Source organism: Streptosporangium heterodermiicola (assembly GCF_051390675.1).
Classification (GTDB): Bacteria; Actinomycetota; Actinomycetes; order Streptosporangiales; family Streptosporangiaceae; genus Streptosporangium.
This window is the reverse complement of sequence record NZ_JBPJSR010000004.1, coordinates 272,974-285,166: the sequence shown is the minus strand read 5'-3', so window position 1 is coordinate 285,166 and position 12,193 is coordinate 272,974. Positions and strand designations below refer to the sequence as shown.

Genomic DNA, 12,193 nt, shown 5'->3' with positions numbered 1-12,193 from the left:
GAGCGGAGCCACCACGAGCGGGCGCGTCGGCCAGACCGGCGCGTGCGGGTGTAACGAGCGTGCCGGCAGGCACGGCGCGGCCTCGTCACGGAGCGACGGGCTGCCAGGCGAGGAGACGAAGTGACCACTCTCACCCCGGTTCTGACCGCGAACTGGGACCAGCCCAACTCCTTCACCCTGGAGGGCTACGGCGACTACTCGGCGGCCAAGAAGGCGCTGGGCATGGACCCCGACGCCGTCATCCAGGCCGTCAAGGACTCCGGCCTGCGCGGCCGGGGCGGCGCGGGCTTCCCCACCGGCATGAAGTGGGGCTTCATCCCCCAGGGGGACGGCAAGCCGCACTATCTGGTGGTCAACGCCGACGAGTCCGAGCCCGGCACGTGCAAGGACATCCCGCTGATGATGGCGAACCCGCACTCGCTGGTCGAGGGCGTCATCATCACCGCGTACGCGATCCGGGCCAACCACGCCTTCATCTACGTGCGCGGCGAGGTGCTGCACGTCGTGCGCCGCCTGCAGGCCGCCGTGGCCGAGGCGTACGCCAAGGGCTATCTCGGCACCGGCCTGTTCGGCTCCGGCTTCGACCTGGAGCTGGTCGTGCACAGCGGGGCCGGCGCCTACATCTGTGGCGAGGAGACGGCGCTGCTCGACTCGCTGGAGGGCTATCGCGGCCAACCTCGGCTCAAGCCCCCCTTCCCCGCCGTGGCGGGCCTGTACGCCTCGCCGACCGTCGTCAACAACGTCGAGTCGGTCGCGAGTGTTCCCTCCATCATCGGCAACGGCGCCGACTGGTTCGCCGGGATGGGCACCGAGAAGTCCAAGGGCTTCGGCATCTTCTCGCTGAGCGGCCACGTGACCAGGCCCGGCCAGTACGAGGCCCCGCTCGGCATCACGCTGCGCGAGCTGCTGGAGATGTCCGGCGGCATCCGCGAGGGCCACCGGCTCAAGTTCTGGACCCCCGGCGGGTCGAGCACCCCGATCTTCACCGACGAGCACCTCGACGTCCCGCTGGACTTCGAGTCCGTCGGCGCGAAGGGCTCGATGCTCGGCACCCGGGCCCTGCAGATCTTCGACGAGACCACCTGCGTGGTGCGCGCCGTGCTCCGCTGGACCGAGTTCTACGCGCACGAGTCGTGCGGCAAGTGCACCCCCTGCCGGGAGGGCACCTACTGGCTCAAGCAGGTGCTCAAGCGGCTGGAGAAGGGCCAGGGCACCGAAGAGGACCTGACCACGATCACCGACATCGCCGACAACATCCTGGGACGCTCCTTCTGCGCCCTGGGCGACGGGGCCACCAGCCCCATCCACTCGTCGGTGAAACACTTCCGCGACGAATACCTCAAGCACTTCGAGATCGGCGGCTGCCCGTTCGATCACGCCCCGTCCAGGGTGTGGGGTGCCCAGTGAGCGCGCGGATCCCGGCAACCGGCAAGCACACCGGCAAGCACAGCACCGTCTCGGTCATGAGGCCGACGGAGGAGACGCCATGACCGTCGAAGCCACCACCCCGGCGCAGCAGGTGCCGGTGAACCTGGTCACCGTCACCATCGACGGCTTCCAGGTGAGCGTCCCGAAGGGCACTCTGATCATCCGGGCGGCCGAGCTGCTCGGCATCCAGATCCCCCGGTTCTGCGACCACCCGCTGCTGGAGCCGGCCGCCAACTGCCGCCAGTGCCTGGTGGACATCCCCGACGCCGGCAACGGCCGGGGCTTCCCCAAGCCGCAGCCCTCCTGCGCGATCGAGGTCGCCGAGGGCATGGTCGTGCAGACCCAGCTCACCTCCCCGGTCGCCGAGAAGGCGCAGCGCGGCGTGATGGAGCTGCTGCTCCTGAACCACCCGCTCGACTGCCCGGTCTGCGACAAGGGCGGCGAGTGCCCGCTGCAGAACCAGGCCATGTCCAACGGCCAGGGCGAGAGCCGCTTCGTGGAGAAGAAGCGGACCTTCGAGAAGCCGGTCGCGCTCTCCTCCGAGGTGCTGCTCGACCGCGAGCGCTGCGTCCAGTGCGCGCGCTGCATCCGCTTCTCCGACGAGATCGCCGGAGACCCGCTCATCGACTTCTTCGAGCGCGGGGCCAAGGAGCAGGTCGCCACCGCCGACGGACGCCCGTTCGAGTCCTACTTCTCCGGCAACACCGTGCAGATCTGCCCGGTGGGCGCGCTGACCGGTGCCGCGTACCGCTTCCAGGCCCGCCCGTTCGACCTGGTCTCCACGCCCAGCGCCTGCGAGCACTGCGCCGGAGGCTGCTCCCTGCGCACCGACCACCGGCGCGGCAAGGTCACCCGCCGCCTGGCCGGGGACGACCCCGAGGTCAACGAGGAATGGAACTGCGACAAGGGCCGCTGGGCCTTCACCTACGCGACCCAGCCGGACCGGCTGAGGACCCCCCTCGTCCGTGACGAGGAGGGACGCCTCGTCCCGGCCTCCTGGCCCGAGGCGTTCGCCGCCGCGGCCAAGGGCCTGTCCGCCGCCCGCGGGCGCGCGGGCGTGCTCGTCGGCGGCCGGGTCACCGTCGAGGAGGCGTACGGGTACGCGAAGTTCGCCCGCATCGCCCTCGGCACGAACGACGTCGACTTCCGCGCCAGGCCGCACTCCGAGGAGGAGGCGCTGTTCCTGGCGCACGCCGTCGCGGGCAAGGGCATCGAGGTCCGCTACGCCGACCTGGAGAAGGCGCCCGCGGTGCTCCTGGCGGGCTTCGAGCCCGACGAGGAGTCGCCGATCGTCTTCCTGCGCCTGCGCAAGGCCTGGCGCAAGAAGGGCCTGAAGGTCTTCTCGGTCGCGCCGTTCGCCGGTCCCGGGCTCGCCAAGATGGGCGGCACCCTGATCCCGGCGGTGCCGGGCACGGAGACCGCCGTCCTGGACGACCTGGCCGCCGTGGACGCCCTCGCCGCCGAGGCGATCAGGCAGCCGGGCGCGATCATCCTCGCCGGTGAGCGGCTCGCCACCGTGCCGGGCGCGCTGTCGTCGCTGCTGCGGCTCGCCGACGCCACCGGCGCCCGCCTCGCCTGGATCCCGCGCCGCGCCGGTGAGCGCGGCGCCGTCGAGGCCGGGGCGCTGCCGAACCTGCTGCCGATCGGCCGCCCGGTCGGCGACGAGACCGCCCGCGCCGAGGTGGCCAGGGCGTGGGACGTCGCCTCGCTGCCCGAGGGCGAGGGCCGCGACACCACCGCCATGCTGGCGGCGGCGCTCGACGGCGAGCTCGACGCCCTCGTCGTCGCGGGTGTCGACCCCTACGACCTGCCGGCCCCGCAGGCCGCGCTGCTCGCCCTGGAGAACACGCCGTTCATCGTGAGCCTGGAGCAGCGCGCCAGCGCGGTCACCGACCGCGCCGACGTGGTGCTCCCCGTCGCCGTGGTGGCCGAGAAGTCGGGCACCTTCGTCGACTGGGAGGGACGCGGCCGCACCTTCGAGACGGCGCTCCCGGTTCCGGGGATCATGAGCGACCTGCGGGTCGTCTCCTCGATCGCCGACGCGATGGACGTGCACCTCGGCCTGCCCGACCCCGAGGCCGCCCGCCGCGAGCTCGGCGCGATCGGCGCCTGGCGCGGACCCAGGGCCTCCGCCCCCGACGCGGCCGGCCGCGACGCCGCCAGGCCGGAGGCCGGGGAGGCCGTGCTGGCCAGCTGGCACCTGATGCTCGACGACGGCCGCCTGCAGGCCGGGGAGCCGTACCTGGCGGGCACCGCCCGTCCGGCCGTGGCGCTGGTGTCGGAGTCCACCGCGGCCGAGAACGGCCTGGTCGAGGGCGGCGAGGTCGTCGTCGGCACCGAGCGCGGCTCGCTCACCCTGCCCGTGCGGATCGCCGACCTGCCCGACCGGGTGGTGTGGCTGCCCGCCAACTCCGCGGGCCGCTCGGTCACCCGGGACCTGCGCGCCGTCGCCGGTGACGTGGTCAGGATCGGCGCCTCCGACGGAGCCGCCCCTGTCGCGCCCGCCGCCGCGAGCCCGGTCACGCCGGGCCCGGCGAGCACCGTCGCGGGCGCGGGCGTCGACACCGGGTCCGACGAGCGTGCCACCGGCACGACGGCCGGCGAGGCACGTGCCGCCGGCGAAGCCAACGAGGAGCGGTAATGAATGCCCGGACTCTTCTAGCGGCCGATCCGAACATGCCGGGCCTCGCCGACTTCGGCAAGGACCCGCTCTGGATCAGCATCATCAAGGCCGCCGTCATCTTCATCGTCCTGATGCTGGGCGTGCTGTTCGGCGTGTGGTTCGAGCGCAAGCTCATCTCCCGCATGCAGAACCGGTACGGCCCCAACCGGGCGGGCAAGTTCGGGTTGCTCCAGTCGGTGGCCGACGGTCTCAAGATGGGGCTGAAGGAAGACCTGATGCCCCGGACCGTCGACAAGGTGATCTACTTCATCGCCCCGGTCGTCCTGGCGGTCCCGGCCTTCCTCGCCTTCTCCGTCATCCCGATGGGCCCGAAGGTCTGGATGTTCGGGGTCCAGACGCCGCTGCAGCTCACCGACCTGCCGGTCGCGGTGCTGCTGGTGCTGGCGATGGCCTCGATCGGCGTGTACGGCATCGTGCTGGCCGGCTGGGGCTCGCGCTCCCCGTACTCGGTGCTCGGCGGCCTGCGGGCCAGCGCCCAGGTGGTCTCGTACGAGATCGCGATGGGCCTGTCGTTCGTCGGCGTCTTCCTGTTCGCCGGGACCCTCTCCACCTCGGAGATCGTCAAGCAGCAGGCGACGGGAGGGGTCCTCACACTGGGCGGGCTGGAGATCCCGATGCCCTCCTGGTACATGGTCCTGCTGATCCCGTCCTTCCTGATCTACATCATCACGATGCTGGGCGAGACCAACCGGGTCCCCTTCGACCTGCCCGAGGGCGAGGGCGAGCTGGTCGGCGGCTTCCAGACCGAATACTCCAACTCGTTGAAGTTCGCGGTCATCATGCTCGCCGAGTACGTCAACGTCTTCGTGGTCTCCGCGGTCTCCATCACCCTGTTCATGGGCGGCTGGCAGGCCCCGTGGCCGATCTCCGCGTGGGACGGGGCCAACACCGGCTGGTGGCCGCTGCTGTGGTTCTTCCTCAAGATGGTGCTGGTCTTCTCCTTCTTCGTCTGGTGCCGCGCCTCGCTGCCGCGCGTCAGGTACGACCAGCTGATGGCCCTCGGCTGGAAGATCCTCATTCCGGTCAACCTGGCCTGGATCATGCTCGTCGCCACGGTCAGGGCCATGCAGCTCGACACCGTCGACCGGTCGCTCGTGCTCATCCTGCTCGCGCTCGTGGGAATCGCCTGCCTCGGAATCTGGTGGCGCTTCGACAGCGTGCTGCAGAAGCGCAAGGAGGCCAGGGCCGCACAGGTCCAGGCCGAGTTCGAGCGGCTCCAAGCCGAGCCGTCCGCCGGTGGCTTCCCGGTGCCGCCGCTCGACCTGCCGCACTACCACGGTGTAGCGCGCAAGGAGGTTCCCAGTGGGAGCAACTGATTGGCTGAATCCCATCAAGGGATTCGGCGTGACCTTCCACACGATGTTCAAGAAGGTCGAGACGGTCAACTACCCCGAGGAACAGCGGCCCACGGCCCCGCGCTTCCACGGCCGGCACCAGCTCAACCGCTGGCCCGACGGCCTGGAGAAGTGCGTCGGCTGCGAGCTGTGCGCCTGGGCGTGCCCGGCCGACGCGATCTTCGTCGAGGGCGCCGACAACACCGACGAGGAGCGGTTCTCGCCGGGTGAGCGCTACGGGCGCACCTACCAGATCAACTATCTGCGGTGCATCCTGTGCGGCCTGTGCATCGAGGCGTGCCCGACACGGGCGCTCACGATGACCAACGAGTACGACCTCGCCGACACCAGCCGTGAGAGCCTCATCTACACCAAGGAGATGCTGCTCGCGCCGCTCGGCCCCGGCATGGAGGTCCCGCCGCACCCGATGCGTCTCGGCGAGACCGAAGAGGACTACTACCGGCTGGGACGCAACAATGGGTGAGACCATCACGTTCTGGGTCCTGGCGGTCGTCTCGGTGGGGGCGGCCCTCGGGCTCGTCTTCAGCCGCAAGGCGGTCTACTCGGCGCTGATGCTGGGTGTCGTCATGCTGTCGCTGGCCGTGCTGTACGCCGTCCAGGACGCCCCCTTCCTCGCCGCGGTGCAGATCATCGTCTACACCGGCGCGGTCATGATGCTCTTCCTGTTCGTCCTGATGCTCGTCGGCGTCGACTCCGCCGACTCGCTGATCGAGACGATCAAGGGACAGCGTCTGTGGGCGTCCGTCGCGGGCCTGTCCTTCGCGGCGCTGCTCGCCCTGGGCGTCGGCAACGCCACCTACGCCGCGCCCACCGGCCTCACCGAGGCGGTGAAGACCGCCGGAGGCAACGTGCCCTCCCTGGCGCAGCTCATCTTCACCAGGTACGTCTTCGCCTTCGAGGTCACCTCGGCGCTGCTGATCACCGCCGCGCTCGGCGCGATGGTGCTGGCGCACCGCGAGCGCGTCCGGCCCAAGGCCACCCAGCGCGACCTGTCCCGTGCCCGCTTCACCGGCCCGCAGCCCTCGCCGCTGCCGGGGCCCGGCACCTACGCGCTGCACAACGCGATCGACATGCCCGCCCTGCTGCCCGACGGCACGGTCGCGGAGAAGTCCATCAACCGGGTGCTCGCCAGGCACGAGATCGAGGACGGCTTCGCGCCGACCGACCCGGCGAAGGCGGCGCTCATCAAGCAGGTCCTGGAGAAGGACGCGGCACAGGGCCGCGACTCCGACCCGGACGACGAGCCCGTCCATGTGAGGGACGCGGCACTCCAGCAGGAGGACGGCAAGTGACCACTCACTACCTGGTGCTCTCCGCGCTGCTGTTCGCGATCGGCGCCGTCGGTGTGCTGGTGCGGCGCAACGCGATCGTGGTGTTCATGTGCGTGGAGCTCATGCTCAACGCCTGCAACCTCGCGTTCGTCACCTTCGCCAGGCAGCAGGGCAACCTGGACGGCCAGATCATCGCGTTCTTCGTGATGGTGGTGGCCGCGGCCGAGGTCGTGATCGGCCTCGCCATCATCGTGATGATCTTCCGAACCCGCAGGTCCGCGTCGGTGGACGACGCCAACCTGCTGAAGTACTAAGAGGTGGCCGTGGAACCCGCTGAGATCATCCAGCATTCCGGGGGCGTGATCGGAGTCTCCTGGCTCATGATCGCACTCCCGCTGCTCGGCGCCGCGGTCCTGCTGCTGGGCGGGCGCCGCACCGACCGCTGGGGGCATCTCCTCGGCGTCGCGATGTCCCTGGGCGCCTTCGTGGTGGCGGTCGTCGCCTTCGTGGAGATGCTCGGACTGTCCCCGGCCCAGCGCCGCCAGGGTGTCCCGCTCTACCAGTTCATCCCCGGCGTCGCCGACATGGGGCTGCTGATCGACCCGCTGTCGATCAGCTTCGCCCTGCTGATCACCGGTGTGGGATCCCTGATCCACATCTACTCGATCGGCTACATGTCGCACGACGTCGACCGGCGCAGGTTCTTCGCGTACCTGAACCTGTTCGTCGCGGCGATGCTCCTGCTGGTGCTGGCCGACAACTACGTCGCCCTGTTCATCGGCTGGGAGGGCGTGGGCCTGGCCTCGTACCTGCTCATCGGGTTCTGGCAGTTCAAGCCCTCGGCGGCGGCCGCGGCGAAGAAGGCCTTCATCGTCAACCGCGTCGGCGACTTCGGCCTGCTGATCGCGATCTTCACGGTCTTCACGACGTTCGGCACGGTCGCCTTCGGTGACCTGACCGGCGAGACCGTGAGCGGGGCGATCCAGTCCGGCGGCGCCTCGCAGGGCACGATCACCGCGATCGGCCTGCTGCTGCTCCTGGGCGCCTGCGGCAAGTCGGCCCAGCTGCCGCTGCAGTCGTGGCTGCTGGACGCGATGGAGGGCCCGACCCCGGTCTCGGCCCTCATCCACGCCGCGACCATGGTCACCGCGGGCGTCTACCTGGTCGTCCGCTCGGGCGCGTTCTTCGAGGCCGCCCCGACCGCGCAGCTCGTCGTGACCATCGTCGGCGTGGCCACGCTGCTCGCCGGTGCGATCATCGGTTGCGCCAAGGACGACATCAAGAAGGGCCTCGCGGGCTCGACGATGTCGCAGATCGGCTACATGATGCTCGGCGCGGGCCTCGGCCCGGTCGGCTACGCCTTCGCCATCGCGCACCTGATCGGGCACGGCTTCTTCAAGGCCAACATGTTCCTCGGGGCGGGCTCGGTCATGCACGCCATGAACGACGAGGTCGACATGCGCAAGTACGGCGGGCTGTTCTCGGTGATGAAGGTCACCGCGGCCACCTTCATCGTCGGCTACCTCGCGATCATCGGCTTCCCGCTGCTGTCCGGTTACTTCACCAAGGACGGCATCATCGAGACGGCCATGGAGCACAACCAGATCCTGGGCTGGCTCGCGGTCCTGGGCGCGGGCATCACCGGCTTCTACATGTCGCGGATGGTCTTCATGACGTTCTTCGGCAAGAAGCGCTGGGCCGACGACGCGCACCCGCACGAGTCGCCCTCGGTGATGACCGTGCCGCTCGTCCTGCTCTCGATCGGCTCGATCGTCCTGGGCGCCTTCCTGGTGCTGGACAACCGGTTCATGAGGTTCCTCGCCCCGGCCGTCGGCCTGCCCGAGGAGCTCCCCGGCTTCCACCCCTTCAGCGTCCCCGGCCTGGCCACGCTCGGGCTGGTCGCCGTCGGCGTCATCTTCGCCTGGGTCCGCTACGGCTCCGCCGAGGTGCCCGCGGTCGCCCCGCGCGGCTCGTTCCTCACCACCTTCGCCCGCCGTGACCTGTACGGCGACGCGCTGAACGAGGCGCTGTTCATGCGCCCCGGCCAGTGGCTGGCCCGCATCGCGGTGTTCTTCGACAACCGCGGCATCGACGGCCTGGTCAACGGCCTGGCGGCGGGGATCGGCGGGACCTCCGGGCGGCTGCGCCGCATCCAGACCGGATACGTGCGGTCCTACGCGTTGTCCATCCTCTTCGGTGCCGCCGTGGTCGTTGGCGCGCTGCTCTACGTAGGGAACATGTGATGCCCTGGCTCTCGACCCTGATGGCCGTGCCCGTTCTGGGCGCGGTGGGTGTCTCCCTTGTCAAGAGTGACAAGCTCGCCAAGCAGCTGGCCCTGGCGGTCTCGCTGGTCGTGCTCGCGCTGACCGTCGTGCTCGCGGTCCAGTTCCAGCCGGCCTCCGAGACGCGCTTCCAGTTCGCCGAGGTCTACGACTGGATCCCGCGCTTCGGCGTCCACTACGGCGTCGGCGTCGACGGCATCGCCCTGGTGCTGATCGCGCTGTCGGCGGTGCTCGTGCCGATCGTGATCCTCGCGTCCTGGCACGACGCCGACGGCTCCGGGGGTGAGACCCGCTTGAGCGAGGCCTCGCCCAAGCTGGTCGCGGCCCCGCCCAAGCGGTCGGTGAAGACCTACTTCGCGCTGCTGCTGGTGCTGGAAGCGATGATGATCGGCGTCTTCGCGGCGACCGACGTCTTCCTCTTCTACGTCTTCTTCGAAGCCATGCTCATCCCGATGTACTTCATGATCGGGTCGTACGGCGGGGCGCAGCGGTCCTACGCGGCCGTGAAGTTCCTGCTGTACTCGCTCTTCGGCGGCCTGCTCATGCTGGTCGCGGTGATCGCGCTCTACGTGGTCGCCGGGAAGAACACCTTCATGTTCCCCGAGCTCATCGCGGCCGTACAGGACCCGACGACGCAGAAGTGGCTCTTCGCGGGCTTCTTCATCGCGTTCGCGGTGAAGGCGCCGCTGTGGCCGTTCCACACCTGGCTGCCCGACGCCGCCGCGCAGGCCCCGGCCGGCGCCGCGGTGCTGCTGGTGGGCGTGCTGGACAAGGTCGGCACGTACGGGATGCTGCGCTTCTGCCTGGAGCTGTTCCCCGAGGCGTCGAAGTTCTTCACCCCGCTGGTGATCGTGCTGGCGGTCGTGGGCATCGTCTACGGCGCGATCGTGGCCATCGGCCAGACCGACATGAAGCGCCTGATCGCCTACACCTCGATCTCGCACTTCGGCTTCATCGCGCTGGGCGTCTTCGCGATGACCACGAACGCGGGCGCGGGCGCCACCCTCTACATGGTCAACCACGGCTTCTCGACCGGCGCGCTGTTCCTGATCGCCGGGTTCCTGATCTACCGCCGGGGTTCCAGCCGGATCGCCGACTACGGAGGCGTGCAGAAGGTCGCCCCGCTGCTCGCGGGCACCTTCCTGATCGCCGGGCTGTCCGGGCTCTCGCTGCCGGGCCTGTCCACGTTCGTCAGCGAGTTCATGGTGTTGCTCGGCACCTACCAGCGCTACCCGGTCCCGGCGATCATCGCGACCAGTGGCGTCGTCCTGGCGGCCGTCTACGTCCTGTGGATGTACCAGCGCATGATGACCGGCGCCCCGAAGGAGCCGGCGTACGCCGTGGCCGGTTCCCCCGGGGAGACTATTTCCTCCGAGGAGACCGTTTCCTCCGAGGAGGCCGTCGCCTCGAAGAAGCCGGCGCTGAGCCTGCCCGACCTCAACCGGCGCGAGATCTTCGTGGTGGCCCCGCTGGTCGCGGTCCTCCTCGTCCTGGGCTTCTACCCCAAGCCGGTGCTCGACGTGATCAACCCGGCGGTGGACAAGACGCTCAGCAGTATCAACCTCGAACAGCCCAAACCCGCCGTGGCGGACCAGAAGGGGGCCGGGCAGTGAACGACGCCATCATCCAACCCCCGACAATCGAGTACGCGCTGCTCTCGCCGATGCTGCTCGTGTTCGGCGCTGCCATCATCGGCGTGCTGATCGAGGCGTTCGCGCCCCGTTACCTGCGCAAGTCGATCCACATGCCGCTCACGCTGCTGGCCCTGGTCGGCGCGTTCCTGATGACCGTGCTCAACGCGGTAAACGGCCTGCCGGACGCCCCGGCGGCGATGGGCTCGGTCGCGGTCGACGGTCCCTCCCTGTTCATCTGGGGCATCATCCTGGTGCTCGCCCTGGTCAGCACGCTCCTGATCAACGACGAGGAGCAGTTCGTCGCGCAGGCGGCGGCGGTGCCGGGAAGCCCCGACGAGGAGGAGGCGATCCTCAGCGGGTACGCCCAGACCGAGGTCTACCCGTTGCTGCTGTTCTCGGTCGGCGGCATGCTGCTCTTCGCCTCCGCCAACGACCTGCTGATCATGTTCGTCGGCCTTGAGGTCATGTCCCTGCCGCTGTACCTGCTCTGCGGCCTGGCCCGCCGTCGCCGCCTGCTCTCGCAGGAGGCCTCGGTCAAGTACTTCCTGCTCGGCGCGTTCTCCTCGGCCTTCTTCCTGTACGGGATGGCCCTGATCTACGGTTACGCCGGGTCGGTCGACCTGCGGGCCATCAGCGCCTCGCTCAGCGCGGTCAGCGGCCAGGAGACCCTGCTGCTGATCGGCACCGCGCTGCTCGGCATCGGCCTGCTCTTCAAGATCGGAGCCGCGCCGTTCCAGGCGTGGAAGCCTGACGTCTACCAGGGCGCGCCCACCGCGGTCACCGCCCTGATGGCCTCCACCGTGCTCGTCGCGGCCTTCGGAGCCGTCCTCAGGGTCTTTTGGGTGGCCCTGGGCGGACTTGAGTGGAACTGGAAGCCGGTCATGTGGGGCGTCGCGATCCTGACGATGATCGTCGGCGCGGTCCTGGCCATCACCCAGACCGAGATCAAGCGCATGCTCGCCTACTCCTCGATCGCGCACGCGGGCTTCCTGCTCACCGGCATCGTCGCGATCGGCGCCGCCGAGCAGAACGCCCAGGCCCTGTCGGCGATCCTGTTCTACCTGGCCGCGTACGGCTTCACCACGGTCGGCGCCTTCGCGGTCGTCACCATGGTCCGCGACGCGGGAGGCGAGGCCGGGCACCTGTCCCGGTGGGCCGGTCTGGGCAAGCGCTCCCCGATCCTGGCGGGCATCTTCGCCTTCTTCCTGCTCGCCTTCGCCGGCATCCCGCTCACGAGCGGATTCTTCGGCAAGTACGCCGTCTTCTCGGCGGCCGTCGCCGGGGACGCCCTGCCGCTCGTCGTCGTGGGTGTGGTCAGCTCGGCGATCGCGGCGTTCTTCTACGTCCGCGTCATCGTGCTGATGTTCTTCAGCGAGCCCGCCGCCGACGGGCCGTCCATCGCGGCTCCCACGGTGGGCACCTCGGCTGTGGTCGCCCTCGCGGCAGCGGCTACGGTAGTCCTGGGGATTTTCCCGCAGCCGGTGCTCGATCTCGCGGATCAGGCTGCGTCCGCGCTGTTCATTCGCTAAAGGAGTAACGT

At 69.6% G+C, this 12,193-nt stretch carries 9 protein-coding genes; all 9 read left to right on the top strand.

Annotation, left to right across the window (positions count from 1 at the left end):
* The first annotated feature begins 120 nt into the window (after positions 1–120).
* The 9 genes from nuoF to nuoN all read left to right on the top strand — a co-directional run bounded on the left by nuoF (position 121) and on the right by nuoN (position 12,182).
* Entirely contained in the window at positions 121–1,407 is a 1,287-nt protein-coding gene (gene nuoF / locus ACSC1Q_RS11200) for an NADH-quinone oxidoreductase subunit NuoF (RefSeq protein ID WP_436758599.1), read from the top strand.
* Positions 1,408–1,486: 79 nt separating this feature from the next.
* The gene (locus ACSC1Q_RS11195) at positions 1,487–4,069 is read left to right on the top strand and encodes an NADH-quinone oxidoreductase subunit G (protein WP_436758598.1); all 2,583 of its coding nucleotides are present in this window, start codon (positions 1,487–1,489) and stop codon (positions 4,067–4,069) included.
* Positions 4,069–5,427 (top strand): NADH-quinone oxidoreductase subunit NuoH, encoded by a 1,359-nt coding sequence (nuoH, locus tag ACSC1Q_RS11190; RefSeq protein WP_436758597.1) that lies wholly within the window; start codon positions 4,069–4,071, stop codon positions 5,425–5,427. Before ACSC1Q_RS11195 ends, nuoH begins: the two co-directional genes overlap by 1 nt.
* Positions 5,414–5,929 carry an NADH-quinone oxidoreductase subunit NuoI gene (gene nuoI, locus ACSC1Q_RS11185; RefSeq protein WP_436758596.1) on the top strand — a complete coding sequence of 172 codons (516 nt, stop codon included), beginning with the start codon at positions 5,414–5,416 and terminating at the stop codon, positions 5,927–5,929. The genes nuoH and nuoI overlap by 14 nt, the downstream gene beginning before the upstream one ends.
* Entirely contained in the window at positions 5,922–6,758 is an 837-nt protein-coding gene (locus ACSC1Q_RS11180; protein WP_436758595.1) for an NADH-quinone oxidoreductase subunit J, read from the top strand. The genes nuoI and ACSC1Q_RS11180 overlap by 8 nt, the downstream gene beginning before the upstream one ends.
* A complete protein-coding gene (gene nuoK / locus ACSC1Q_RS11175; protein WP_329089089.1) occupies positions 6,755–7,051 on the top strand; it encodes an NADH-quinone oxidoreductase subunit NuoK in 297 nt (98 codons plus the stop codon). Before ACSC1Q_RS11180 ends, nuoK begins: the two co-directional genes overlap by 4 nt.
* Before the next feature lie 66 nt (positions 7,052–7,117).
* Entirely contained in the window at positions 7,118–8,980 is a 1,863-nt protein-coding gene (gene nuoL / locus ACSC1Q_RS11170) for an NADH-quinone oxidoreductase subunit L (protein WP_436758821.1), read from the top strand.
* Entirely contained in the window at positions 8,980–10,632 is a 1,653-nt protein-coding gene (locus ACSC1Q_RS11165) for an NADH-quinone oxidoreductase subunit M (RefSeq protein ID WP_436758594.1), read from the top strand. The genes nuoL and ACSC1Q_RS11165 overlap by 1 nt, the downstream gene beginning before the upstream one ends.
* Entirely contained in the window at positions 10,629–12,182 is a 1,554-nt protein-coding gene (gene nuoN / locus ACSC1Q_RS11160) for an NADH-quinone oxidoreductase subunit NuoN (protein WP_436758593.1), read from the top strand. Before ACSC1Q_RS11165 ends, nuoN begins: the two co-directional genes overlap by 4 nt.
* Positions 12,183–12,193 lie beyond the last annotated feature (11 nt).

Coding starts and splice junctions, on each gene's coding strand:
- ACSC1Q_RS11195 (WP_436758598.1), top strand. CDS start 1,487: ATGACCGTCGAAGCCACCACCCCGGCGCAGCAGGTGCCGGTGAACCTG.
- nuoL (WP_436758821.1), top strand. CDS start 7,118: ATGATCGCACTCCCGCTGCTCGGCGCCGCGGTCCTGCTGCTGGGCGGG.
- ACSC1Q_RS11180 (WP_436758595.1), top strand. CDS start 5,922: ATGGGTGAGACCATCACGTTCTGGGTCCTGGCGGTCGTCTCGGTGGGG.
- nuoH (WP_436758597.1), top strand. CDS start 4,069: ATGAATGCCCGGACTCTTCTAGCGGCCGATCCGAACATGCCGGGCCTC.
- ACSC1Q_RS11165 (WP_436758594.1), top strand. CDS start 8,980: ATGCCCTGGCTCTCGACCCTGATGGCCGTGCCCGTTCTGGGCGCGGTG.